Annotated in this window: 28 protein-coding genes; 11 read left to right on the top strand and 17 right to left on the bottom strand. The window is 68.5% G+C overall.

The genetic code is table 11. The features are described 5' to 3' along the window. Positions 1-22 precede the first annotated feature (22 nt). From QGN17_RS17915 to QGN17_RS17900, 4 genes are all read left to right on the top strand, one after another. Entirely contained in the window at positions 23-1168 is a 1146-nt protein-coding gene (locus tag QGN17_RS17915; RefSeq protein WP_281045964.1) for an acyl-CoA dehydrogenase family protein, read from the top strand. After that, a complete protein-coding gene (locus QGN17_RS17910) occupies positions 1165-1944 on the top strand; it encodes an enoyl-CoA hydratase-related protein (protein ID WP_281045963.1) in 780 nt (259 codons plus the stop codon). Before QGN17_RS17915 ends, QGN17_RS17910 begins: the two co-directional genes overlap by 4 nt. A 112-nt stretch (positions 1945-2056) precedes the next feature. Further along, positions 2057-2944: a 3-hydroxyisobutyrate dehydrogenase gene (mmsB, locus tag QGN17_RS17905; RefSeq protein WP_281045962.1), complete on the top strand. Its 888-nt coding sequence runs from the start codon at positions 2057-2059 to the stop codon at positions 2942-2944. Positions 2945-3016: 72 nt separating this feature from the next. Further along, a complete protein-coding gene (locus QGN17_RS17900; protein WP_281045961.1) occupies positions 3017-3187 on the top strand; it encodes a hypothetical protein in 171 nt (56 codons plus the stop codon). Between the two features lie 6 nt (positions 3188-3193). On the opposite strand, the gene QGN17_RS17895 is transcribed toward QGN17_RS17900, so the two are convergent. Genes QGN17_RS17895 through QGN17_RS17885 form a run of 3 tightly spaced genes read right to left on the bottom strand, consistent with a single transcriptional unit; the run spans position 3194 to position 6092 of the window. Then, positions 3194-3979 (bottom strand): hypothetical protein, encoded by a 786-nt coding sequence (locus tag QGN17_RS17895; protein ID WP_281045960.1) that lies wholly within the window; start codon positions 3977-3979, stop codon positions 3194-3196. Between the two features lie 51 nt (positions 3980-4030). Next, positions 4031-5347, bottom strand: coding sequence for a sensor histidine kinase (locus QGN17_RS17890; RefSeq protein ID WP_281045959.1), 1317 nt, complete (start codon positions 5345-5347; stop codon positions 4031-4033). Between the two features lie 13 nt (positions 5348-5360). Next, the gene (locus tag QGN17_RS17885; protein ID WP_281045958.1) at positions 5361-6092 is read right to left on the bottom strand and encodes a response regulator; all 732 of its coding nucleotides are present in this window, start codon (positions 6090-6092) and stop codon (positions 5361-5363) included. A gap of 120 nt (positions 6093-6212) precedes the next feature. Between QGN17_RS17885 and QGN17_RS17880 the strand changes: the two genes are divergently transcribed. After that, positions 6213-6590: a hypothetical protein gene (locus QGN17_RS17880; RefSeq protein ID WP_281045957.1), complete on the top strand. Its 378-nt coding sequence runs from the start codon at positions 6213-6215 to the stop codon at positions 6588-6590. A gap of 3 nt (positions 6591-6593) precedes the next feature. On the opposite strand, the gene QGN17_RS17875 is transcribed toward QGN17_RS17880, so the two are convergent. After that, the gene (locus tag QGN17_RS17875) at positions 6594-7283 is read right to left on the bottom strand and encodes a response regulator (RefSeq protein WP_281045956.1); all 690 of its coding nucleotides are present in this window, start codon (positions 7281-7283) and stop codon (positions 6594-6596) included. A 113-nt stretch (positions 7284-7396) separates the two neighbouring features. On the opposite strand from QGN17_RS17875, the gene QGN17_RS17870 reads away from it, so the two are divergent. Together QGN17_RS17870 and QGN17_RS17865 are read left to right on the top strand one after the other, a co-directional pair. Then, on the top strand, positions 7397-10045 hold the full coding sequence (locus QGN17_RS17870; RefSeq protein ID WP_281045955.1) for a sensor histidine kinase: 2649 nt from the start codon (positions 7397-7399) through the stop codon (positions 10043-10045). Positions 10046-10114: 69 nt separating this feature from the next. Then, positions 10115-11923 (top strand): gamma-glutamyltransferase family protein, encoded by a 1809-nt coding sequence (locus QGN17_RS17865; RefSeq protein WP_281045954.1) that lies wholly within the window; start codon positions 10115-10117, stop codon positions 11921-11923. A gap of 97 nt (positions 11924-12020) precedes the next feature. On the opposite strand, the gene QGN17_RS17860 is transcribed toward QGN17_RS17865, so the two are convergent. Genes QGN17_RS17860 through QGN17_RS17850 form a run of 3 tightly spaced genes read right to left on the bottom strand, consistent with a single transcriptional unit; the run spans position 12021 to position 14441 of the window. Then, a complete protein-coding gene (locus tag QGN17_RS17860; RefSeq protein ID WP_281045953.1) occupies positions 12021-12197 on the bottom strand; it encodes a DUF4169 family protein in 177 nt (58 codons plus the stop codon). A gap of 10 nt (positions 12198-12207) precedes the next feature. Continuing rightward, positions 12208-13689 (bottom strand): ABC transporter permease/substrate-binding protein, encoded by a 1482-nt coding sequence (locus QGN17_RS17855; protein WP_281045952.1) that lies wholly within the window; start codon positions 13687-13689, stop codon positions 12208-12210. Next, positions 13686-14441 (bottom strand): ATP-binding cassette domain-containing protein, encoded by a 756-nt coding sequence (locus QGN17_RS17850; RefSeq protein WP_281045951.1) that lies wholly within the window; start codon positions 14439-14441, stop codon positions 13686-13688. Before QGN17_RS17850 ends, QGN17_RS17855 begins: the two co-directional genes overlap by 4 nt. Positions 14442-14477: 36 nt before the next feature. Between QGN17_RS17850 and QGN17_RS17845 the strand changes: the two genes are divergently transcribed. From QGN17_RS17845 to QGN17_RS17830, 4 genes are read left to right on the top strand one after another with little or no spacing between them, the layout of a single operon-like run. Then, entirely contained in the window at positions 14478-14888 is a 411-nt protein-coding gene (locus tag QGN17_RS17845; protein WP_281045950.1) for a metallopeptidase family protein, read from the top strand. After that, on the top strand, positions 14888-15457 hold the full coding sequence (ccmA, locus tag QGN17_RS17840) for a heme ABC exporter ATP-binding protein CcmA (protein ID WP_281046053.1): 570 nt from the start codon (positions 14888-14890) through the stop codon (positions 15455-15457). Before QGN17_RS17845 ends, ccmA begins: the two co-directional genes overlap by 1 nt. After that, complete coding sequence (locus QGN17_RS17835; protein ID WP_281045949.1) at positions 15454-16089, top strand: heme exporter protein CcmB; 636 nt, start codon at positions 15454-15456, stop codon at positions 16087-16089. Before ccmA ends, QGN17_RS17835 begins: the two co-directional genes overlap by 4 nt. Before the next feature lie 15 nt (positions 16090-16104). After that, the gene (locus QGN17_RS17830; protein ID WP_281045948.1) at positions 16105-16521 is read left to right on the top strand and encodes a cupredoxin domain-containing protein; all 417 of its coding nucleotides are present in this window, start codon (positions 16105-16107) and stop codon (positions 16519-16521) included. 106 nt (positions 16522-16627) lie between these two features. Here QGN17_RS17830 and QGN17_RS17825 read toward each other — a convergent pair whose 3' ends face one another. The 10 genes from QGN17_RS17825 to QGN17_RS17780 all read right to left on the bottom strand — a co-directional run bounded on the left by QGN17_RS17825 (position 16628) and on the right by QGN17_RS17780 (position 24883). Further along, positions 16628-17509 carry a class I SAM-dependent methyltransferase gene (locus QGN17_RS17825; protein WP_281045947.1) on the bottom strand — a complete coding sequence of 294 codons (882 nt, stop codon included), beginning with the start codon at positions 17507-17509 and terminating at the stop codon, positions 16628-16630. Between the two features lie 96 nt (positions 17510-17605). After that, entirely contained in the window at positions 17606-18835 is a 1230-nt protein-coding gene (locus QGN17_RS17820) for a M16 family metallopeptidase (RefSeq protein WP_281045946.1), read from the bottom strand. After that, positions 18832-20229: a threonine synthase gene (gene thrC / locus QGN17_RS17815; RefSeq protein WP_281045945.1), complete on the bottom strand. Its 1398-nt coding sequence runs from the start codon at positions 20227-20229 to the stop codon at positions 18832-18834. Before thrC ends, QGN17_RS17820 begins: the two co-directional genes overlap by 4 nt. Before the next feature lie 128 nt (positions 20230-20357). Beyond that, the gene (locus QGN17_RS17810) at positions 20358-21080 is read right to left on the bottom strand and encodes a hypothetical protein (protein WP_281045944.1); all 723 of its coding nucleotides are present in this window, start codon (positions 21078-21080) and stop codon (positions 20358-20360) included. 220 nt (positions 21081-21300) lie between these two features. Next, positions 21301-21888, bottom strand: coding sequence for an SURF1 family protein (locus QGN17_RS17805; protein WP_281045943.1), 588 nt, complete (start codon positions 21886-21888; stop codon positions 21301-21303). Next, entirely contained in the window at positions 21885-22277 is a 393-nt protein-coding gene (locus QGN17_RS17800; RefSeq protein WP_281045942.1) for a DUF983 domain-containing protein, read from the bottom strand. Before QGN17_RS17800 ends, QGN17_RS17805 begins: the two co-directional genes overlap by 4 nt. A gap of 150 nt (positions 22278-22427) precedes the next feature. Beyond that, on the bottom strand, positions 22428-23246 hold the full coding sequence (locus QGN17_RS17795) for a cytochrome c oxidase subunit 3 (RefSeq protein WP_022692682.1): 819 nt from the start codon (positions 23244-23246) through the stop codon (positions 22428-22430). Positions 23247-23298: 52 nt separating this feature from the next. Continuing rightward, positions 23299-23847 carry a cytochrome c oxidase assembly protein gene (locus tag QGN17_RS17790; protein ID WP_281045941.1) on the bottom strand — a complete coding sequence of 183 codons (549 nt, stop codon included), beginning with the start codon at positions 23845-23847 and terminating at the stop codon, positions 23299-23301. Continuing rightward, positions 23844-23975, bottom strand: coding sequence for a hypothetical protein (locus QGN17_RS17785; protein WP_281045940.1), 132 nt, complete (start codon positions 23973-23975; stop codon positions 23844-23846). Before QGN17_RS17785 ends, QGN17_RS17790 begins: the two co-directional genes overlap by 4 nt. After that, the gene (locus tag QGN17_RS17780; protein ID WP_281046052.1) at positions 23975-24883 is read right to left on the bottom strand and encodes a heme o synthase; all 909 of its coding nucleotides are present in this window, start codon (positions 24881-24883) and stop codon (positions 23975-23977) included. The genes QGN17_RS17785 and QGN17_RS17780 overlap by 1 nt, the downstream gene beginning before the upstream one ends. Between the last annotated feature and the right edge of the window lie 28 nt (positions 24884-24911).

Here is a 24911-nt window from a genome sequence, read left to right as displayed (position 1 = left end):
CCGGCATGACGAAAGTGAAAAGATGACGGGACAATTCGACCTCACCGACGACCAGCGCGAGATCCAGGAACTCGCCCGTCGTTTCACCGCAGACGCCATCACGCCCCACGCGGCGGAGTGGGACGAGCATCACATCTTCCCGCGCGACACGGTGAAGGCGGCGGCCGAGCTCGGCTTCGGCGCGATCTACGTCAGCGAGGAGTCCGGCGGAATCGGCCTCGGGCGGCTCGAATCGGCGCTGATCATGGAGGCGATGGCCTATGGCTGCCCCTCCACCAGCGCCTTCATCTCCATCCACAACATGGCCGCGTGGATGATCGACACGTTCGGCAGCGAGGCCGTGAAGGCGAAGTACCTGCCGAGCCTCGTCACCTGCGACACGATCGCCTCCTATTGCCTGACCGAGCCGGGTTCCGGCTCCGACGCCGCCGCGCTCAAGACCAGGGCGGTGAAGGACGGCGACCATTATGTCGTCACCGGCTCCAAGGCGTTCATCTCGGGCGGCGGCGAGAACGAGATCTACGTCGTCATGGTCCGCACCGGGCAGGACGGCCCCAAGGGCATCTCCTGCCTCGTGATCGAGAAGGATATGCCGGGCGTCTCCTTCGGCGCCAACGAGAAGAAGCTCGGCTGGCGCTCGCAGCCGACCGCGCAGGTCAATTTCGACGGCGTGCGCGTGCCGGTGGAGAACCTCGTCGGCAATGAGGGCGATGGCTTCAAGATCGCGATGTCCGGCCTCGACGGCGGGCGGCTCAACATCGGCGCCTGCTCGCTGGGCGGCGCGCAGCGCGCGCTCGACGAGGCGCTGAAATACACGTCCGAGCGCCGCCAGTTCGGCACGCGGATCGTCGATTTCCAGAACACCCAGTTCGGCCTCGCCGACATGGCGACCGAGCTGGAGGCGGCGCGCGCGCTCCTCTACATGGCGGCCGCCAAGGTGACGGCGGGCAGCCACGACAAGACCAGGTTCGCCGCCATGGCCAAGCGCCTCGCCACCGATACCGGATCGGCGGTGGTCGATCGTGCGCTCCAGATGCACGGCGGCTACGGCTATCTGCAGGATTATCCGATCGAGAAACTGTGGCGGGACCTGCGCGTCCACCGCATCCTCGAAGGCACCAACGAGGTCATGAAGATGATCGTCGCACGGGAGATGATGAAGCAATGAGCGATACCTACGAGACGCTGCTGGTCGAGAAGCACGGCGCCGTCACCCTCGTCCGCATCAACCGCCCGCAGGCGCTGAACGCGCTCAATTCACAGGTGCTGGCCGACATGGTGGCGGTGGCGCGCGCCTACGATGCCGACCCGGAACAGCGTTGCATGGTCGTCACCGGCAGCGAGAAGGCGTTTGCGGCGGGTGCCGACATCAAGCAGATGGAATCGATGGGCTTCGCCCACGCCTACGCCACCAACTTCTTCGGTGGCTGGGAGGATTTCACCCGCACGCGCAAACCCGTGATCGCGGCGGTCGCGGGCTTCGCGCTCGGCGGCGGCTGCGAGCTGGCGATGATGTGCGACTTCATCATCGCCGCCGACACCGCCAAGTTCGGCCAGCCCGAGATCAAGCTGGGCGTAGCCCCCGGCATGGGCGGATCGCAGCGGCTGACCAGGGCGATCGGCAAGGCCAAGTCGATGGAGATGTGCCTCACCGGCCGGATGATGGGCGCCGAGGAAGCCGAGCGCGCCAATCTCGTCGCGCGCGTCGTCCCCGCCGATCAACTGATCGAGGAGGCGCTGAAGACCGCGCAGGCGATCGCGGCGATGCCGCCGCTGGCCGCCATCGCCAACAAGGAAATGGTCAACGCCGCGTTCGAGACGACGTTGCAGCAGGGCATCCTGTTCGAGCGCCGCCTGTTCGCCGGCCTGTGTGCCACCGAGGACAAGATGGAAGGCATGAGCGCCTTCGTCGCCAAGCGGCAGGGGGAATGGAAGGGCAAGTGAGCCACCTCCCCTCCCGCTTGCGGGAGGGGTCGGGGGAGGGCGCAGCTGCGTTTCGCCATCCCCTCCCCTAACCCCTCCCCCAAGCGGGAGGGGAAACAACGAGGAGAGACATATGGCGAAGATCGGTTTCATCGGGCTCGGCAACATGGGCGGCGGCATGGCGCTCAATCTCGCCAAGGCGGGGCATGAGGTCGTCGCTTTCGACCTGGCCGAAGCCGCACTGGCCCGCGCGAAGGAAGGCGGATGCAGCACTGCCACCTCCGCTGTCGAGGCCGCAAAGGGCGTCGAGGCGGTCATCACCATGCTGCCCGCCGGCAAGCATGTCGCGGGCGTCTACGAAGAACTGTTCGGCGTCATCGCGCCCGGCACCTTGCTGATCGACTGCTCGACCATCGACGTCGCCACCGCGCGCAGCAACGCCGAGAAGGCCACGGCGCTCGGCTTCGAGGCGGTCGACGCGCCGGTTTCGGGCGGCATCGCAGCGGCGAACGGCGGCACGCTTACCTTCATGGTCGGCGGCACGGACAGCGCCTTCGCCAAGGCAGAGCCGATCCTCGCCAAGATGGGCAAGGCGGTGATCCATGCCGGCGCGAGCGGCGCCGGCCAGTCGGCCAAGATCTGCAACAACCTGATCCTCGCCAGCCAGATGGTCGGCACCTGCGAGGGGCTGGCGCTGGCGGTGCGGCTCGGCCTCGATCCGCAGACCTTCTTCGACATCGCGTCGAAGGCCACCGGCCAGAGCTGGTCGCTCAACTCCTACTGCCCGTTGCCCGGCGTCGGCCCGGAAAGCCCGGCCGATCGCGGCTACGAAGGCGGATTCGCGGCGGGCCTCATGCTCAAGGACCTCAAGCTCGCGCTGGGCGCCGCGCACAGCGTCGATGCGGCAACGCCGATGGGCGCGGCGGCGGAATCGCTCTACCAGGCCTTCGCCAATTCGGGCGGCGCCACCAAGGACTTCTCGGCGATCATCGGCTTCCTCGACGGCAAGCTGCCAAGCTGAACAATTTGTAACACCGCGACATTCAAGGGAAAGGAGCGCGGGCCACGTCTTCTCACATGGAAGGAGACGACGATGGCCCGCCTCACCCGCGCCGAGCGCTGCCGGATCGGCAAGCACACCCCCGTACCCGCCCGCAAGGAAAGCGACGGCGACGTCCATCGCGGTGTCTGCCGCTATTGCCGCGCGCCGATCATGCGCACGCAGGCGACCCGGATCTGGTTCCTGGCGACGGTACTGGCCTGAGCGGCCTCAGCCGCCGAAGCCGCCACCGCCGCCCATTCCACCACCCATACCGCCGCCGCCCATGCCGCCACCGCCGCCGTGGTGGCGATGCCCGCCGCCGCCCTGGATATCCCGGTTGCCGCGGCCGTTGCGGCGTTCCGGATGGACATCGAGGCGGGGCAGTTCGTCACGAGTGAGCACGCCGTCGCCATTGACGTCGAGCATCTTGAACCGCTTGAGCGCGGTCGTCGCGAATTCCTGCTCGCTGATCGCGCGATCGAAATTGGTGTCCGCCGTCACCACCGGCTCGGGGGCGTCGAGGAAGCCGAAGCGACCGGCGCCGAGACGCGTCGGATAGGGCGGATCGGTGACGTTGCCGTCATCGTCCTGCTTGGCGAGATTGGGATCGCCATAGGTGCTCAGCACGCGGATCTCCGGCGCGATCACGCTCTCGTAATTCTCGATCTCGTCGGGATCGATGATGTGATCGTGATTGAGATCGAGCACCTTGAAGAAGCGCATCGCGTCGTCGACGAACTCCTTGGGCGTGATGCGATCGTCGTGGTTGGCATCGGCGCCGCGAAACCACTGCTCTGCCGCCGACACGCCATTGTCGGTGTGGAACGGCTCGCCCATCGGGCTGATGAAGATGTGGCCGCCGCCGAGCGGCGTGACCGCCGGCTTCTGCGCCGCGCCGTTCACCGTGATGTCGCTGGCGGGAGCCGGTGCCGACGCGGGCGCCGTTTGCGGCGGATCGGCCAGCGCCGTTCCCGAAAGCAGCAGCGCCCCCAACGATACAATCAGCGTCCGCATCACGATTCCCTTTGTTTTGTCATGGCGGCGATAGCGCCCCCCGCGCCCCTTTCAAAGCGGCAGCAGCACCCGTGCCAGCAGACCGCCTTCGGCGCGATTGATGAGCGTGATGTCGCCGCCGTGCGCGCGCGCCACCGCCCGCGCACTCGCGAGGCCGAGGCCGCTGCCGCCGGTCTCCCGGTTGCGGGATGGTTCGGCGCGGAAGAACGGCTCGAACACGCGCTCCAGCATGTCGTCGGGCAGGCCCGGTCCGTCGTCCGCCACTTCGATCAGCGCATGACCGGCAGGCCGCGCGATGCGGACTCGCGCCTGGCCCGCATAGGCGACGGCGTTGCCGATCAGGTTGGCGAGCAGCGACTTCAGGCCCGCGACGTCCGCCTCGATGACGATATCGTCGCCCAGTTCCACCATCACGTCGGCGCCGATATCCGCCATCTCGTCGGCAACGCTTTCGACCAGCGCGCGCAGGCTGAGCTTCTGGCGACGCGGCGGGCGGCCTATGTCGCGCACGAAGGCGAGCGCCGCGCCGATCATCTCGCGCATCTCCGCGATGTCGGCCTCCATCGCCGGGCGCAGTTCCGGCCCCGCTTTCTCGACCCGCAGCGACAGGCGCATCAGCGGCGTGCGCAGATCGTGCGCCATCGCCGCCGCCATCGTCACGCGATCGTCGACGTAGCGGCGGATGCGCGCCTGCATCTCGTTGAAGGCGGAGGCCGCGGCCGCGACCTCGGCCGGCCCTTCGACCGGCATCGGGTCCGCGCGCGGATCGCGGCCGAGCCGTCCGGCGGCATCCGCGAACAGGCCGATCGGCTGGGCGACACGCCGCGCCACCCACCAGGCGAAGGGCGCCACCGCGACGAGCAGCCCGAACAGCCAGAGCAGCATCCGCCAATGCCACGGCTCGATCCCGTGGCTGGCCGGGCGCACCACCCGCCAGCGCCCGTCGGGCAGATGGAACGAGGCGACGAAATGGCCGAACAGCAGCTGGTCGCGCTGCTCGTCCTTCCAATGCTGGGGGCGACGCATAGGGCCACCGAGGAACAGCGGAGGCCGATCGAAATCGAGCCGCACGTCCGCCTGCCCCGCGCCGAGCCGCTGGGCCAGCTGCGCGCGCTGGCGGCGGGTGCGCGGATCGTCATCGTCGTCCGGCGTCTTGGTGGTCTCGGTGACGCGGTAAGTGGCGGTGTCGTGCGGGGCATCGCCATGGAGCAGTTCCGCCACCTCCGCGATCGGATAGAGGCGCGGCGTCGGCGGCGGGACGGACACGAGCAGTGCGAAATCGAGCAGCTGCGCCGCGATCAGCGCCGCCAGCATCACCCCGAAGATCCGCAGGAACAATGGCGGGCGCCCCCATGCCCGGCCGAGCATCACCGTTGCGCCCTCACGTCGGCGTGACTTTCGGGACAAACAGATAGCCCTCGTTGCGCACGGTGCGGATCAGGTCGCTCTCGCCGGCGCGCAGCTTGCGACGGAGCCGACTGACCTGCACGTCGATGGCGCGATCGAAGGCATCCGAATCCGGCCCGCGCGCGGCGTGGAGCAGCGCCTCGCGGGTCAGCACCCGGCGCGGATGCTCGACGAAGGCGCGCAGCACCGCGAACTCGCCGTCGGACAGGTGGACGAGCACGCCCTCGGGATCGAGCAGTTCGTGCGAATCGAGGTCCATCCGCCAGCCATCGAAGACAAAGCCGCGCCGATCGTCCGAAGACGTCTCGGCCGCCGCACTGCGGCGGAGCAGTGCGCGGACGTGGGCCAGGATCTCGCGCGGGCTGCACGGCTTGGACAGATAATGATCGGCGCCGATCTCCAGCCCGACGATGCGATCCTGCTCGTCGCCCAGCGCGGACAGGATGATCACCGGCGGGCCGCCCTGCTGCACCAGACGGCGACACGCCGACAGCCCGTCCTCACCCGGCATCATCACGTCGAGCAGGATCAGGTCGATCGTGTCGCGGGCGAGCACCCGGTCCATCTCGGCGACGCTGGCCGCCGTGGTTACCCGGTAACCGTAGGCACCGAGCCGTTCGGCGAGCAGCACGCGGATGCCGGCATCGTCGTCCACCACCAGTAGATGGGCGAGCGTGGCGACGGTTCGGTCGGGGAGCACAGCCATATTCATAGTCTAGCGCATGGACTCGCCATGTGTGCACAGGATTTCAGCCGTGCCGGGCAGCGGACATTCGCCCGACACAAAGCCACGCGAGCAAAGCGTGGCCACAAACGAGGATGCCCCATGCGCAACACCCTGTTCGGCGCGCTCGCCGCCGCCGTTCTGATCACCGGCACGGGCTACGCCGCCGATCCCGCTCCGTCGCCCGGCATGGACCCGGCGCAGACGGCGGCGGGGCGCGCGGACGACATGGCGCTGCTGCTCGGCCTGCGGCCCGACCAGCGTCCGGCGCTCGACCAGTTCCTCGGCGCGATGACGCCGCCCGATGGCGGCGGCGATCGCAGCGGCTGGATGCAGGCCCGGATGGCCGCCGCGCAGACCTTCCGCGCCACGCTGGCGCCCGATCAGCAGGCCCGCTTCGATGCGCTGGAGCGGCTGCGACACGGCATGGGCGGGCGCATGGGCGGCGGCGGCCGGGGCCACTGGGGCGGCGGGCAGTAACCTCTATTCCGGCCGCAGCCGATATCCCACGCCCAGTTCGTTGACGATCAGCACCGGCCGCGCCGGGTCCGCCTCCAGCTTCTGGCGGAGCGCGCGGACGACGATGCGGAGATATTCGACGCGATCGGCCTGCGCCGGCCCCCACACCTCGCGCAGGATCTGCGCGTGGCTCAGCACCCGGTCGGGCCGCTGGGCGAGCAGTGCCAGCACACCATATTCCTTGGGCGCGAGATGCACCTCCTCGCCTCCGCGCGTCACGCGGCGCTTGTCGAGGTCGATCACCACCTCGCCCGCCTCGACGCGATGCTCGGCACCGCGCGCGTCGAGGCGGTGGCGCAGCCCGGCGCGGACGCGGGCGAGCAATTCCTCGGTGTCGAACGGCTTGGTGAGATAGTCGTCGGCACCGAGATCCAGCGCCGCGACCTTCTCCGCGGTCTCCTCGCGCGCCGAGACGACAATCACCGTCGCCTGCAGCTGCCCCTTGATGAGCTGCACAAGCTCCAACCCGTCGCGATCGGGCAGGCCGAGATCGAGCAGCACCACCTGCGGCTTCTCGATGCCCAGCAGCGACAGCCCTTCTCGCGCGGTTCCCGCCTCGGCGACGGCATGGCCGGCGCGTTCCAGCGTGACGCGCAGCAGGCGACGGATCGCGGGATCATCCTCGATCACCAGGATCTTGGCGGGAATCGACATCGCCGGTTGATGGGGCGCTGGCGGGTGCCATGCAATGGGGAAATCCCGTTTCGGCATAAGCCTCGCGTAAAGCGCGGTGGTGCCCGCCCCGCAGGCGGCGTAGAAGCAGGCCGATGAGCGATGATTTCCGCCCCTCCCCCGAGGCGTTGCTGAAGCAATCCGCGCGTGAGGGGCGCGGGCGTCTGAAGATTTTTCTCGGCGCCGCGCCGGGGGTCGGCAAGACCTACGAGATGCTGCTCGATGGCGCGGAGAAATTGCGCGCCGGGATCGATGTGGTGATCGGCGTGGTCGAAACGCACGGACGCGCCGACACGCAAGCGCTGGTCGCACCGTTCGAGATCGTACCGCGCCGCATCGTCGAACATCGCGGCCACAATCTCGCCGAGATGGATCTGGACGCGATCCTCGAACGCCGGCCGCAACTGGCGCTGGTCGACGAGTTCGCCCATTCCAACGTCGAGGGCAGCCGCCATCCCAAGCGCTGGCAGGACGTGCAGGAACTGCTCGACGCCGGCATCGACGTCGCGACCACGCTCAACATCCAGCATGTCGAAAGCCTCAACGACGTCGTCGCCAGCTTCACCCGTGTCCGCGTGCGCGAGACGGTGCCCGACAGCGTGTTCGAGCAGGCCGAGATCGAGGTCGTCGATATTCCGCCCGACGACCTGATCGATCGGCTGAAGGACGGCAAGGTCTACGTGCCGGAAGAGGCGACGCGCGCCCTCCAGCATTTCTTCTCCAAGCCCAACCTGTCGGCGCTGCGCGAGATGGCGCTGCGCCGCGCGGCGATGAGCGTCGATCGGCAGATGCTGGAGATGCTAGACGCGGGCGCCATGCCCGGCGCCTATGCCGGCGGCGAGCGCGTGCTGGTCGCGGTATCGGAGCAACCCGGCTGCGACACGCTGATCCGCGTCGCCAAGCGGCTGTCCGATGCGCTGAAGGCGCCGTGGACGGCGGTGGTGATCGAGACGGCGCGGGCCGAGACGTTCGGCGAGGAGCAGCGCCAGCGTATCGCCGACGTACTGCGCCTCGCCGCCAGCCTGGGCGCGACGATCGCGCGGATGCCGGCCGAGAACGTCGCGCAGGGGCTGCTCGACCAGATCGCCGCCAGCCGCGCGACCCAGCTCGTCCTCGGCAAGTCGCGGCGCAGCTGGTGGTTCGAGCTGCGCCACGGATCGGTCGTCCAGCGAATGATCAAGGAGGGACCGGAGGGTCTCGCGCTGCACGTCATTCCTGCGACCCGCCCGGCGGAAAATCGCGGGCGCGGCCTCGCCCCGCTCGTCGATGGCTGGGGCGGTCCCGTCCCCTACGTGATCGCGGTGCTGCTGGTGGCGCTGACCACCGTGATCGATCATTTTGCCCAGCCGCTCGTGGGCGCGGGCGGACTCGACCTCATCTACCTGCTGCCCGTCATCCTCACGGCGCAGCGCTTCGGGCTGAGGCCCGGCCTGTTCGCCAGCCTCGTCGCCGGCCTTGCCTATAACTTCTTCTTCCTGCCGCCGCTCCACACCTTCACCATCGCCGATCCGCAGAGCCTGCTGACGATGCTGGTGCTGATCGGCATCGCGGCGCTGGTGAGCAATCTTGCCGGACGGCTGCGATTGCGCGCCAACCTGTCGGCACGGAGCGCATCGGAGAACGCGCAGATCGCCGCCTTCGGCCAGTCGCTCGCCCGCGCCTCGACCTGGGACGAGACCGCCAGCGCGGTCTGCCTCGAGGTCGGCAACCTGATGGATTGCGACACGATGCTGATCGCCGAGCGCGAGGGCAGCTTGCGCATCGTCGCTGCCCAGCCCGAGGCGGCGCCGCTCGGCCCGGTCGATCAGGCGGCGGCGGACTGGTGCTGGTCGCGGGGCGAGCCGGCCGGGCGCGGCACCGCGACGCTGGCAGCGGCGGACTGGCAGTTCCATCCGCTCAAGACGGCGCTCGGCACCCTGGCGGTACTCGGCCTTGCGCGCGCCGACGGCACCGAGCCGGTGCGCGCCGATCGTGCGGTCCTGCTCTCGACGCTCACCAATCAGGCGGCGCTGGCGCATGAACGGCTGAAGATGGAAGGCGAGATGCACGAACTCTCGCTGCTCAAGGAGCGGGACCGGCTTCGTGCGGCCCTGCTCTCCTCGATCGGGCACGATCTGCGCACCCCGCTCACCTCGGTGGCCGGTGCGGTCGAGGCACTGGCGGCCGAGACACCGAAATCGCCCGAGGTCGCGCTCGCCCGGCGCGAGGTGCAGCGGCTCAAGCGCTTCCTCGACAATCTGATCGACATGGTGCGGATCGATGCCGGGGCGCTCCAGCTGGAGCCGGAACCGATCGACCTGACCGACGCGGCCAGCGCGGCGGTACACGATCTCAAGGAAACGCTGGCGAAGAACCGCATCGACCTGGCGATCCCGGCGACGCTGCCGCTGGTCCGCGCCGATCCGCGCCTGCTCCACCACATCCTGATCAACCTGCTCGCCAATGCCGCCCAGCACGGCGCGCCCGACGGTCCCATCGCGATCGAGGCGCGCCGGACGGCGGGCGCCGTGCTGCTGGAGGTGCGCGATCGCGGCCCCGGCATCCAGCCGGGCGACGAGGAGGCGATCTTCGAGACCTTCGCGCGCGGCAAGGGCAGCGACCGCAGCGGGGACAGCGGCCTCGGCCTCGCCATCGTGAAAGGATTCGCGGACGCATTGGGCATCGCGGTGGGCGCCGCGACCGATCCCGACGGCGGGGCCGTGTTCACATTGACGATAAGCGAGGACAAACTGGTCGCGGCCTGATCCGGCTTGCTATTGCACGTCCGTGCCGCAACACTCCCATCCGCCTCCGGGGGGATACGGAGACCGCCCTTGCGCCGCAGACAATTCCTCGCCTCGCTGCCCGCCGCCGCCGTCGCGGTCCCGTTGCTCGCCGAGACGCCGGCGCCGCTGCCGGGCTTCCAGCCCAGCGGCGACGAGCGCTTCATCCGCCCCGACGTCCATGCCGGCGATCGGCCGGTCGGCGCGAGCTTCGCGACGCGCAGCGCAGTCTACGGGATCAACGGCGCGGCGGGATCGGCGCAGCCGCTCGCCACGCTGGCGGCGATCGATACGCTCAAGAAAGGCGGATCGGCGGTCGATGCCGCGATTGCGATGAACGCCTGCCTCGGCTTCCTCGAGCCGACCTCATCGGGCATCGGCGGCGACTGCTTCGCGATGATCTGGGACCCGAAGCAGAAGAAGGTGGTCGGCCTCGCCGGATCGGGCGGCTCCCCGCACGCGCTGACGCTGGAAATCGCCCGGTCTCGCGCGAAGAACGGCGCCCTCCCGCCGCTCGGCGCGATCGCCGTTTCGGTGCCGGGCGCGCTCGACGGCTGGTGGATGATGCACCAGCGCTACGGCAGGCTGAAATGGGCCGAGCTGTTCGAGCCGGCGATCCATTATGCCGAACAGGGCGTGCCGGTGCCGGAGATCATCGCGCATTACATCCGCGGCAACCTCAAGGTGTTCCTCCGCCCCGGCTCCGGCGTCGAGGAGACCGCTAATGCGATCAAGACCTACGGCATGGGGCACGGAGGCCCGCAGACCGGCCAGATCTTCCGCAACCCCGATCTCGCCCGCACCTACCGGATGATCGCGCAAGGCGGCCGCGACGTGTTCTACGGCGGAGAGATCGGGAAGACGATCGAGGCCTATTTCAAGCGGATCGGCGGCTGGATGACCGCAGCCGACCTCGCCGCCCACCACGGGGAATGGATCGAGCCGCACCAGACCGATTATCGCGGCGTCACCGTCCACGCGCTCGGCGCCAACACGCAAGGCATCGCGACGCTGCAAATGCTCAACATGCTGGAGCATTTCGACATGCGCGGCGCCGGCTTCCAGTCGCCGCTGTCGATCCACCTGCAGGTCGAGGCCAAGCGTTTGGCCTATGAGGATCGCGCCCGCTATTATGCCGATCCGCACTTCGCCAAGGTGCCGGTCGAGTGGCTGATCTCGAAGGACTATGCCGCCCAGCGCGCCAAGCTGATTAACCCGGCGAAGATCACCATGCCGGTCTATCCGGGGCAGGCGCCGAGCCATGGCGACACCACCTATTTCTCCTGCGCGGACAGCAGCGGCATGATGGTGTCGATGATCCAGTCCAACTTCCGGGGCATGGGATCGGGGCTGGTGGCCGATGGACTGGGCTTCATGTTCCAGGATCGCGGGCAGCTCTTCTCACTGAAGGACGGTCATCCCAACATCTACGCGCCGGGCAAACGCCCCTTCCAGACGATCATCCCCGGCTTCGCCACCCGCAACGGGACGCCGTGGCTCGCCTTCGGCGTGATGGGCGGCGACATGCAGCCGCAGGGCCAGACGCAGATCATCGTCAACCGCGAGGATTACGGGCTGGACGTGCAGGCCGCCTCCGACAGTCCGCGCTGGCACCATGAAGGCTCCTCGCAGTCGATGGGTGAGGACGGGGCGGGCCTGCCGCCGTCGGGTCTGCTGCGCCTCGAAAGCGGCGTGCCGGAGGCGACGCGCACCCAGCTCGCGGCGATGGGCCATGTGATCGGCGCGTCGGACGGCGGCTTCGGCCGCTACGAATGCGTGGAATACAAGCCCGACGCCGGCCAGCTCGTCTACGCCGCCGCCAGCGAGATGCGCGCGGACGGGTGTGCGCTGGCCTACTGACCGATCGTCATTGCGAGCGAAGCGAAGCAATCCAGAGCCACGAACGCCACGCAACTGGATTGCTTCGTCGCTTCGCTCCTCGCAATGACGATTGAAGCTAGTCCCCCCGCTTCGCTCCATCCAGCAGCGTGTCGCGGCGCGCCTGCTCGGCGGCGTCGCGATCCTTCTCCGCCTTGGTGCGACCGAACTTCGCGCGATTGGCCTCGGCCTGTTTGCCCGCCTCCGCCTTGGCACGCGCTTTCCGCGCCCGGTTGAGGTTGACGATCTCGGCCATCACTTGCTCCTCAGTTCTTGGCCAGATGCGCGGCCAGCCACTGCGCCGCCTGATCGGGCGACACCTTGCCGCTGTCGCGATCGACCATGTAGTTCGCCTGCCGCATCGCCGCCACCGGGATCGCGTTCACCAGCGGCTTCACCGCCGCAAGGAAGTGCGCATCGTGTGCGTGCGCGGGCGAGACCAGCAGGATCGCGTCATAGCCAGGCAGCGCGTGCTTCGGATCGGCAAGCACCGCCAGATCATCCGCCGCGATCCGCCCGTCCGACGAGAAGGCCGAGATCACGTCGGCCTGCCCGCTTTCCAGCGCGCGGTACATGAAGGTCGGCGCATAGGCCCGCTGCGAGGCGAAATGCAGCCCGTAGGCCGACTGCACCGCACGCCATTCGGGGCGGGAGAGGAATTCAAGGTCGGCGCCGAGCCGAAGCGAAGGCGCGGACGCGGCGAGTGCCTGCAGATCGCCGATCCCGCGCCCCTTCCTCATCGCCAACGCATAGGCATTCTCGAACCCCAGCGGGCCGACCAGCGCGGCGGGCTTCAGGAAATCGGCGATCCCGGCCAACGTCTCGGCACGCGGCGCGGGCTTGTCGCGGTGCATCGAATCCGCCCAGATCGTGCCGGAATAATCGACATAGACGTCGACATCCCCCTGCCGCAGCGCACGCAGCGCCACGGCCGATCCCAGCCCCTCGCGATAGCTGACCGCATAGCCGGCCTTTTCCAGCCGATCCCCGATCAGCCGGGCAAGGACATATTGCTCGGAAAAATTCTTGGCGCCGACCACCACCATTTTCTGCCCACCGCCGACCAGAGGCACGCCCGCCGCTAGCAGCCCGATCGCGACGCCCGCCGCCCCCAGCCACAGCGACCAGCGCTCGCGTTTCGCCAGCCCGCGCTCGACCAGAGCGAGCAGCCCGTCCGCCACCAGCGCCAGCGCCGCCGAAGCGACGCAGCCTTTCAGCACCTGCGCCCAGTCCTCGGTCTGGAGGCCGGCGAAGATCAGATTGCCAAGGCTCGCCGCGCCAACGGTCGTGGCCAGCGTCGCCGCACCGATCGTCCAGACGGTCGCGGTGCGGATTCCGGCCATCACCACGGGGGCCGCGAGTGGCGCCTCGACCAGCCGCAGGCGCTGCATGGCCGTCATCCCGATGCCTTCCGCCGCCTCGATCACCGCCGCGTCGAGTCCGCGCACCCCCGCCACCACATTGCGCAGAATCGGCAACAGCGCATAGAGCGTCAGCGCCATCCAGGCCGGCAGGAAGCCCAGTGCCGGCACGCCATGGCCGACCGTCAGCAGCAGCGGATAGAAGAGGGCCAGCAGCGCGAGGCCGGGGATGGTCTGGATCGCCCCCGCGACACCCAGCACCAAGCTGGCCAGCTTGGGACGGCGCACGGCGGCAAGGCCGAGCGGCACCGCGATCAGCAGAGCCAGCGCCAAAGCGGCGGCCGCGAGCAGGATGTGATGCGCCGCGAGGGATGCGATCTCGGTCACCCTCGCAAGGCCTCGATCGCCACGGCCTGCCGCGCCGGCACCGCGACCAGCGCGTCCGCCTCCGGGCCCGCCTTGCCCGACAGCATCTCGGCCGGCGTCGCGTCCGCCACGATGCGGCCTTTCGCCATCACCAGCACGCGATCGGCCAGTAGCAGCGCCTCGGCCATGTCGTGCGTGACCATGATGGAGGTGAGGCCGAGCCGATCATGGAGATCGCGATAGCGCCGTCCGATCGCGTCGCGCGTCACCGGATCGAGCGCGCCGAACGGCTCGTCGAGCAGCATCAGCTTCGCGCCGGTCGCCAATGCGCGCGCGACGCCGACGCGCTGGCGCTCGCCGCCGGACAAGGCATCGGGGCGGCGCCCGGCATAGTCCGCGGGAAGCTCCACCATCGCCAGCAACTCGGCGAGGTCCGGTGGCGCCGTCCCAGCGATCCGCGCCGGCAGCGCGATATTCTCGGCGACGCTCATATGCGGCATCAGCCCGATCGACTGGAAGACATAGCCGATCCGCCGCCGGAGCAGCGGCGCAGGCCCCTCGCCGACATCGCGCCCGCCGATCGTGATGTGCCCCTCGTCCGGCTCGACCAGCCGGTTGACCATCCTGAGCAGCGTCGACTTGCCCGCCCCCGATCCGCCGACCAGCGCCACGAAGCTGCCCGCCGCGACCGTGCAATCGACATGATCGACCGCCAGACCGCCGAAGCGCTTGACCACCTGCTCGAACCCCACCTCCGGGCCGCTGTCTTCCATTGCACCTCCGCTCGGCTCTTCTACTGTCGCGATGCGATGACCGCCCGTCAAACCCCCTGGGGCCTCTCCCCCGATGCCGATGCGATCGAGACGATCGCCCGCGCTGCGATGGCGCGCCTGCCGGATGCCTTCCGCGCGCATCTCGACGGCGTGGTGCTGCAGGTCGAAGAGTTCGCCGACGAAGCGGTGCTGGACGAGATGGGGATCGACGATCCCTTCGCGCTCTCCGGCCTCTACACCGGCCGCCCGATCGGCATGAAGAGCGTCGACGACAGCGGCACGATGCCCGACGTCATCCATCTGTACCGCCGCCCTCTGCTGGACGAATGGGCCGAGGGCGAAGTGACGCTGGAAGCGCTCGTCACCCATGTCATCATCCACGAGATCGGCCATCATTTCGGCCTGTCGGACGACGACATGCACGCGCTGGAGGATGGCGAGGCGTGATGCTGGCGTTACGCGACGTCGCCTGCCTCCGCGGTGACCGGCTGCTGTTCGAGCGGCTGACGCTGACGGTCGCGCCGGGCGAGGCGCTGGTCGTGACCGGCCCCAATGGCGTCGGCAAATCGAGCCTGCTGCGCATCGCGGCGGGGCTGCTCCGCCCGTCCGCCGGCACGGTAGAACGCGATGGCCGCGTCGCGTGGCTGGGCGAGGCGACGGCTCTCGATACGGATCGCACGCTGGGCGAGGCGCTGGGCTTCTGGGCAAAGCTCGACGGCACGCATCCGGAAGCCGCGATGGAGGCAATGGGTATCGCCCACATCGCCCGCGTGCCGGTGCGCTATCTCTCGACCGGCCAGCGCCGCCGCGCCGCCATCGCGCGCACCATCGCGAGCGGCGCGGCGCTGTGGTTGCTCGACGAGCCGGCCAACGGGCTGGACGCCGAGGGGGTCGATCGGCTGGGCGAAGCGATCCGCGCGCATCGGAATGCTGGAGGCGCCGTCGTCACCGCCACCCACCTGCCGCTGCCGGTCGACGATGCGGCGAACCTCGTGCTCGACGGGATCCTCGCATGATCTCCCCCCTCATCCTGCGCGACACGCTACGCGGCCTGCGCGCCGCCGGCCTGCCGGTGGTGTTCTTCCTGATCGCGGCGACCCTCTTCCCCTTCGCGGTCGGGCCGGATGCGCGGTTGCTGGCGAAGGCCGGCGGCGGGATGCTGTGGCTGGCGGCATTGCTCGCCGCGCTGCTGCCGATCGAGCGGCTGGTCGCCCCCGATGCCGAGGCAGGGATCCTCGATCAGTTCGCGGCGCGCGGGATCGCGGACGAAGGCGTCGCCGCCGCCAAGATCGCCGCACACTGGCTGAGCTTCGGCCCGCCACTGATGCTGGCGGCGCTGCCCGGCTCGGCGCTGCTCGGGCTGGACGGCGCGACGCTCGGCCGGCTGGAGGCCGGGCTGGCGATCGGCACGCCCGCGCTCGCCGCATTGGGCCTGACGGTGGCCGCGCTCACCGCCGGCCTGCGCGGGAGTGGCGCGTTGGCCGGCCTCGTACTGCTGCCGCTCGCGGTACCGCTGCTGATCTTCGGTGCCGGCGCGCTCGAACCGACGAACGCGCAGGCGCTCAAGCTGCTGGCCGCGACCGCCTTGCTCCTCACTTTCGGCGCACCCTTTGCCGCCGGTGCGGCGTTACGAAGCCTTCGAGACTGACCAACGGAGCCCAAGATGAAGCGTATCGCCCTTGCCCTCGCCGCCGCCCTCCCGCTGCTGGCGCCCATCGCGGCGACACCGGTACAGGCCGCGCCCGCCGCAAAGCCCATCCCGACGCGCACCGTGGTGATGCAGGATCGCAAGTTCCACCCCCAGGTGATCCGGCTGAGGATCAACGTGCCGACCCGCATCGTGCTGGTGAACCGCGACGTGAGCGGGCATAATTTCTCGGCCAAGGGCTTCTTCGCACGCGCCGACATCCGCGATGCGCGCGGCGGCATGCAGGCGATCCGGGAGGGCATCGTTACCGTTCCCTCGCAATCGACCCGCGAATTCGTGGTGACGCCGCGCGCGCGTGGGCCGTTCGATCTCACCTCGTCGGTGGCGCTCGATGTCGCATCGGGGATGCAGGGGCAGATATTGGTGTATTGAGCGCTTCTTGCATCGTCATTGCGAGCATAGCGAAGCAATCCAGCGCCACGAGCGCCGCGCATCTGGATTGCTTCGTCGCTTTGCTCCTCGCAATGACGGCAGGGTTTCAGCCGCCACTCGACCAGCGGGCGAAGATGGCAGTGGGGAGGAGCAGGCCGCGCGCCTCCTCGCGCACCGCCATCTCGCCCGCCTCGACCGTACCGCACAGCTCGGCGGTCGCCTGCCGCAGCAGTTCGGCAATGGCGAGCGCCGACATGCGGACCGCATAGACCGTGAGGACGAGGAATTTCGATTCGCGGTCCAGCAGCTTCACGCAATCGGCGATCAGGCCGGGCAGGCCCTCTTCCAGCCGCCAGGTCTCGCCGGTCGGGCCGCGCCCGAACTTGGGCGGATCGAGCATGATCCCGGCATAGCGCCGCCCGCGCCGCACCTCGCGCGCGGTGAACTTCGTGGCGTCGTCGATCATCCAGCGGATCGGCCTGTCGGTCATGCCGGAGAGCAAAGCATTGGCCTTGCCCTGCTCGACCGACTTCTTGGACGCATCGACGTGCGTGACCTTCGCACCCTTGGCGGCCAGCGCGAGGGAGCCGACGCCGGTATAGCCGAAGAGGTTCATCACCTCGTCGTCCGTCGCGACGCGATCACGCATCCACGCCCATTGCGGCGCCATGTCGGGGAAGAATTGCAGGTGGCGGAAGGGCGTGTTGGCGGCGTGGAACTTCACGTCCTGCCAGCCGAGCGGCCAGTCGCGGCGTACGTTGCCCTTCAGGTGCCAGCGTCCGCCGCCATCCTCGTCCGACGCGCCGAGGAACTCGCCATCGTGCTTCCATTCCGAGGAGGCGGGCGCCCACATCGCCTGCGGCTCAGGCCGGACGAACCGGAAGCGGCCATAGCGCTCCAGCTTGCGGCCGTGGCCTGAATCGACGAGGCCGTAATCGGCCCACGGTTCGGTGATGAGGGTTTGAAGGTTCACCAGCGTGCCTGTCATTCCACCGTCATTGCGAGGAGCGAAGCGACGAAGCAATCCATATGCGCCACGCCTGTGGCACTGGATTGCTTCGCTACGCTCGCAATGACGAGTGTATCAGGCGACACGGGCGAGCTTGCCGCCGACACTGGCGGTCGCGATGCCGCCGCCGATCGCGTCGTTCGCGGCGCGCCGCGCGTGGGCGACATCCACCGCCTCGATCTGCGCGACCGTCTCCGCTACCGGCACGATGCGGCCGTGGACCTGGATCTGGCGGGCGAGATGGTCGCAGCGCGCCTGCACCGATTCGAGCCCCATCAGCAGCCCCGCCTTGGCCTGCGCCTGCGCACGCGCCAGTTCGGCCTCGGAGAGATCCTCCGCCGTGCGCGCCAGCACCTCGCGGGCGAGCGCGAAGGCACGCGGCGCATCCGCCTTGGCCGAGGCGCAATAGACGCCGAGCTGGCCGGTGTCCGCCGCCGCACTGCTCCACGCATAGACCGAATAAGCGAGGCCGCGCTGCTCGCGCACCTCCTGAAACAGCCGCGAGGACATGCCGCCGCCCGCCGCACTGGCGAACAGGCTGAGCGCATAGGCATCGCCGTGGCGCTGATCGACGCCGGGATGCGCGAACGCGACGTGCACCTGATCGAAGCGTCGCGCATCCGTGACAACACCGGAAGCGAAGCGCGCCGGCTCAAACGCGGGCGGCGCGCCGGCGGCGAGATCGCCGAAGCGCGCTTCGGCCAGCTTCTGCAGCGCATCCTCGTCCACCTTGCCGGCGGCGGCGAGCACCAGCCCGGCCGGGCGATACTGCTCCTCCAGCCAGCGCTTCAGAGCCGCCACGTCGATCGCGGCGATGGTCTGCGCGTCGCCGAGCACCGGGCGGCCGTAGGTCTGGCCCGGATAGGCAGCGGCGGCGAGGTGATCGAAGATGATGTCGTCGGGCGTGTCGCGCGATTCGCCAAGTTCGGCCAGCACCACCTGCTTTTCGCGCTCCAGCTCTTCCGCCGAGAAATGCGGCGCGCGGACGAGATCGGCGATCAGGTCGACGCCGAGCGCGAGATCGTTCGGCAGCAGCCGCGCATGGAAGACGGTGGTGTCGCGCGAGGTCCACGCGTTGAGCTGCCCGCCGACATCCTCGGCCGCTTCGGCGATCTGGCGCGCATCGCGGTCACCCGCGCCCTTGAACACCATATGCTCGACCATGTGGGCGAGGCCGGTGAGGTGCGCCGCTTCCGAGCGGCTGCCGACATCGGCGTAGAGGCCGACCGCCAGCGTCTCGACGCCCGGCATCGGATCGACCGCAACGGTCAGCCCGTTGGGCAGGCGATGGAGGCGCGGGTTCAAGCGCGGGGCCTCGCGCGCTCGGCAATATAGCCGGTGATCGCCTCGAACGTGGCGGGGAGCGTGGCGTAACGCTCCTCCTTCTCCATCAGCCCGCCGATCCGCTCCGGCAGCGGAGCGCGCGTGCCGATCGCAGCCTCCACCGCATCGCCGAACTTGGCGGGGTGCGCGGTGGCAAGCGTCACCACCGGCACGTCGGCCGGCAACTCCGCCGCACGCGCCGCCGCGAGGCCGATCGCGGTGTGCGGATCGATCACCTGACCCGAGGCATGGGCCCAGCGCATCGCGTCCACCATGCCCTCGTGATCGACGCGGGCGCTGGCGAAATCCGCCGACGCGCGATCACGCTGCGCCTGCGACAATGCCATCACCTTGTCGCCCTCGAACCCCTTCATCGCCGCCGACAGCGCGCCCGCATCGCGGCCGTGAAGATCGAACAGCAGCCGCTCGAAATTGGAGCTGACCTGGATGTCCATCGACGGCGTCGCGGTCGGCGTCACGGTGCCGGTCGAGTAATCGCCCGCCGACAGCGCGCGATGAAGGATGTCGTTGACGTTGGTCGCGACGATCAGCCGCGCCACCGGCAGGCCCATCTTCTTCGCGACAAAGCCCGCGAACACGTCACCGAAATTGCCGGTCGGCACCGAGAAGGCGATCGCGCGATGCGGCGCGCCGAGCCGCACGCCCGCATAGAAATAATAGACGATCTGCGCCGCGAGCCGTGCCCAGTTGATCGAGTTCACCGCCGACAGCTGGAAGCGCCCGGCGAAGTCGCGGTCGCCGAACATGCGCTTCACCAGCGCCTGCGCCTGATCGAAATCGCCCTCGATCGCGATATTGTGGACGTTCTCCGCCAGCACCGTCGTCATCTGGCGGCGCTGCACGTCGGAGACGCGGCCCTTCGGGTGCAGCATGAAGATGTCGATGTGCGCGCGGTTCGCCACCGCCTCGATCGCCGCCGATCCGGTGTCGCCCGAGGTCGCGCCGACGATGGTGAGATGCTGGTCGCCGCCCGACAGGAAGCGCTCGAACAGCAACCCGAGCATCTGCAGCGCGACGTCCTTGAAGGCCAGCGTCGGCCCGTGGAACAGTTCCAGCAGGAAATGGCGGTGATCGAGCTGCGCGAGCGGAGTCACCGCCGCATGGCTGAAGCGGCCGTAGGCGGCCTCGCACAGCGCGCGCAGATCGGCCTCGGACAGCGCATCGCCGACGAAGGGGGCGAGGATGCGCACCGCCGTCTCGGCGTAGGTGAGACCGGCCAGCGCCTCGATCTCCTGGGTGCTGAGCGTCGGCCAGCCCTCGGGCACATAAAGCCCGCCGTCGGACGCGAGACCGGCAAGGGTGGCAGCCTGGAAGCCGAGCGCATCGGCCTGCCCACGGGTGGAGATGTAGCGCATATGGCCGCGCGGCTTAGACGGCGGGGGGACAAGGGGCAAGCGGAGAGGACGGAGCAGGCCGTCCGTTCCGGCACGGCTTCACAAGGGCGCGAACCGGATCGGCGCACCGCGACGATCGGCAGGGGCGATCAGGCGCCTGCCTTGCCGTTGCCTGCCGTTTTCCCGATCACCGTTCCCGCGCACAATTGCTTGACCCAGGGCAGGGACCGCAGGCTCGCGTCGGTCGGCTTCTCGAACGATCCGAACGGCGTCAGCCACGTAGTGGCATTTGTCGTCGTGAGATTGGCCTTCATCACCCCGTTCACGTCGACGGCACGATCATAGGCTTTCGCGATGTCGCTCCAGTCCGAAGGCGACAGATGCGCCTGCCTATCGACCGTGCGCAGCGTGCGCCATGCCTCCATCTCAATATCCTGGCTTGCGATGAAGGTCTTGTAGGATCCCCTGGCATCATAGAATCGCTGCTTCGACGCGAGGCTCATGTGCGCGAGCGACTGATCGGCGATCGCCATCTCGAACGCGCTGTCATCCCCACCGAACGCGCTCAGGCGGCCGATCGGCCCCGTGATGCCGAGCGGTGTGCCCGCATCGTGCCGCGCGAGGATGACACCCAGATCGGACAGGCGCTGGTCGATACAGGCCTGCTGATCGACCCGCGCCAGCATCGCGCCGTAATAGCCCTCCACCTGCCCGTTGAGCACTTCCTCGTCCTGATGGACGACATGGCGCCAGTGCGCCCACTCGACCACCTGCTCGAACGCCAGCGCGATCAGCACGCCGATCACGATGATCCCGACTTCGCCGAAAAACTGACGCCAACCATGGATCGGCTTCGGAAGATGAACGTGCATGTACCCCCCTGATCGCGCGCAGCCTAGCGCCATCGTTGCGGGAAGGGAATGATCGGCTTGAGGCCGGAATCGCCTGCCCTTCCAATGTAGGATTTCGTCTGTCACGCTCGCGCCGGTCGGGGTGGCCGGCCGGCTCTTTCTCACCGTCGATCGCCGCGCAGGAATGCCTTCTTTTCGCCTTCACAGCTGTCAACTTTGTCAATTTCGGGCGACGGAGCCGTCAGCCGGCCGACACCCTCCCCCGCCGCCACAGCGCGATGCCGTAGATCAGCACCGCCAGCCCGGCGAAGATGAACCACTGCACCGCGTAGGCGAGATGGTTGTTGGGCACGTCGTCGAGGCTGGGCGGCTGGCTCGGCTGCAGGCCGGGTGCTGCGACGGCCGAGACGATCAGTATCTGGTCGTCATGATCCGGCCCGATCACGCCGGAGACCTCGCCGCCCTTCCACCCGGCCGGGGCGTCGGGCTTTTCGGACCAGCCCATGTCGACCGCAAAGCCCGGCCCCTCGGCGCCGGTGCGGCAATCGGCGATGTGCTTCCAGCCCGACTGGCCGGCCTCGTTGCGCCCCGCGCTCGCCCGCCAGCCGACGGGCTGGAGGCAGAAGGCTTCCGACTTGCGGAACAGCAGGGACTGGTCGGTCAGGTCGCGCGGGAAGGCGACCGGCGGCTTGCCGGCGGCGGCGCGATATTCGGCGAGCAGGCCCTCCTTCCAATGGAGACGGTGCAACTGCCAGATGCCGAGCCAGATCATGATGCCCGCGGCGAGCATGACAAGCAGGGTCGGCAGGATGGGGATGCGGATCTTCATGGCTGCGGCGGCTCGCGGCGGAGGTGACCTTCCCCGGCGCGGTTGCGATATTCGGATGCGATCAACATACCCTTGGCGACGCGCAGCGAGACGATCACCAGCGCGGTCGTGACCGGCGGCCAGATGATCACGTGCAACCACCAAGGCGGGCTTACCGAGAGTTCGAGAGTGATCGCCGCGATGCAGACGACCGCGCCGACGATCAGCGTCAGGAAAGCCGCCGGTCCGTCGCCGACGTTGAAGCGATCGAAGTCCAGCCCGCAGGCCCGGCAGCGTGACGCGAACTTGACCATGCCGCCGAACAACGTCTTGGCGCCGCACCTGGGGCACAGCCCCTGCAGACCCGCCGCAGCGATCGTGGGTTCGGTGGGCGGCGGGTCCGTGGTCATGACGAGGGTATAGCGGCGAAGCGTTCGGACGCGAAGGCAAGTTGGGCCACCCGCCTCCGTCCGCCCCTCGGCGCGCACGACCGCGAAATTGAAAAAAGGGCGGAAGTTCGCACCCCCGCCCTCATAGCCTGCATCGTCGCGGCTGCCCGTTCAGCCGGCGTAGGTCGCGCCCCAGCCGCCCCATACGTAGATGGAGAGGAACAGGAACAGCCACACCACATCGACGAAGTGCCAGTACCAGGCGGCCGCCTCGAAGCCGAAATGCTGGCGCGGCGTGAAGTCGCCCTTGTAGGCGCGGATCAGGCAGACGATCAGGAAGATCGTGCCGACGATGACGTGGAAACCGTGGAAGCCGGTCGCCATGAAGAAGGTGGCACCGAAGATGTTGCCTTTGAACGCGAACGGCGCGTGGATATATTCCCATGCCTGGATCGAGCTGAACAGCAGGCCGAGCAGGATCGTGCACCACAGGCCCTGCTTCAGCCCCTTGCGATCGCCATGGATCAGCGAATGGTGCGCCCAGGTGACGGTCGTACCCGAGCAGAGCAGGATCAAGGTGTTGAGCAGCGGGAACTTGAACGGATTGAGCGGTTCGATCCCCTTGGGCGGCCACACCCCGCCGACCGCTTCCACCGCCTTGGGGAAGAGCGAAGCGTCGAAGAAGGCCCAGAACCAGCCGACGAAGAACATCACTTCCGAAGCGATGAACAGGATCATGCCGTAGCGCAGGTGGAGCTGCACCACCGGCGTGTGATCGCCGGCATGGGCCTCCTTGATCACGTCCGCCCACCAGAAGCCCATCATCGAGACGGTGAGCAGCAGACCCACCGGCAGCAGCAGCTTGCCGTAGGGAACCGAGTGCATGAACATGATCAGGCCGGATGCGAGCGCCAGCGCGGAGAAGGCCGTCAGCAGCGGCCAGGGGCTCGGCGGAAGGATGTGGTAGTCGTGGTTCTTCGCACCGGCCATCGTCTCTCTCGTCCCTGTCTGTCGGCTCTTGAGGCCGTGTTCGGCGTGGACCTTAGCCTTGGGTGGGCGCGTGGTCCACAGGATAGAATGTGTAGCTGAGCGTGATTTCGCTGACCCCGGCATTGTCCGGGTCTTTCAGGAAGGCGGGATCGACGTAGAACACCACCGGCATCCGCTGTGTTTCGCCGGGCTGGAGCGTCTGCTGGGTGAAGCAGAAGCATTGCACCTTCACGAAATATTGTGCGCTCTGGTCGGGCGAGATGTTGAAAGCGGCCGATCCCGTGATCGGCTTGTCGGACAGGTTGGTCGCGTCGAAGAAGGCGAGCTGGCGGGCGCCGATCGCGACGCGTTCGGTCTTCTGCTCCGGCTCGAAGGTCCAGTGCAGCTTGTCGGAGACGTTGGCGTCGAAACGGACGGTGACGATCTTGCCGGTGTCGCCGGGCGCCTTCGCCCCCTCCTCGATCCGCGCAGTGCCGCCGAAGCCGGTCTGCTGGCAGAAGATGCGATAGAGCGGCACCGCCGCGAAGCCCATGCCAACCATCCCGCAGGCCACTGCGCCCGCGATCAGGCCGGTGCGCAGGTTGCGGGACGCCGCGCTCACTTGAGCATCTTGGCGATGCTGATCGCGTAGACCAGCACGACGAAGGCGCCGAGCAGAAGCGCGGTGACGATCGCCCGGCTGCGCTGACGGCGGCGGACTTCGGTTTCGGTTTCGGGATCGAGGGCCATCAGGCGAACCAGAGCTTGTCCACGACCAGCACGCCGAAGGTCGCGAAGAGATAGAGGATGGAATAGCCGAACAGGCGGCGTTCGGCCTTCATCAGCGCCGGATCCGCCTCGCGACTGAAGCCGACGCGCGCGGCGAGCGCCAGGAAAACTAGGTTCAGCGCGATCGCCGCGATGCCGTAGATCGGTCCGGCGAGGCCCAGCGGCCAGGGCGCGATCGCCACCGCCGCCATTGGCCAGCTGTAGAGGAAGGCCTGCAGGCGGGTCGCCTTCGTGCCGGCCACAACGCTCATCATCGGTACACCGGCGGCGGCATAGTCCGAGTTCACGAACAGCGAGAGCGCCCAGAAATGCGGGGGCGTCCACAGGAAGACGAGGAAGAAGAGCAGCACCGGCAGAACGTCCACCCGCCCCGTCACCGCCGCCCAGCCGATCAGCGCCGGGAAGGCGCCGGCCGCACCGCCGATGACGATGTTCTGCGGCGTCCGGCGCTTCAGCCAGACGGTATAGATCAGCACGTAGAAGAGGATCGAGACGATCAGGATGGCGGCGGCGAGCGCGTTCACCGCGAGGCCCATCAGGATCACCGAGAAGGCGGCGAGGCCCACGCCGAAATGGAGCGCGGACTGGCGGTTCATGCGCCCGGCGGGAAGCGGGCGATTGGCCGTCCGCTTCATCTTGGCATCGAGATCGGCCTCGTACCACTGGTTGAGCGCGGCAGCGGCGCCGGCGCCCAGCGCGATACACAGGATCGCGGTGAAGCCCAGCACCGGATGGATATGGCCCGGCGCGATCAGCAGGCCGCACAGACCCGTGAAGACCACCAACGTCATCACGCGCGGCTTGGTCAGCGCCCAGAAGTCGCGCCATTCCGCCGGCATATTCGATGTAACGATCGGCGCGCTCGCCATTCTGTCCTTCATCTCACTCGAACCGAAG

Origin of the sequence: Sphingomonas oryzagri (genome assembly GCF_029906645.1) — a bacterium.
GTDB lineage: Bacteria > Pseudomonadota > Alphaproteobacteria > Sphingomonadales > Sphingomonadaceae > Solisphingomonas > Solisphingomonas oryzagri.
Note: the sequence above shows the minus strand (reverse complement) of the source record. Positions and strands in the feature narration are given on the sequence as shown.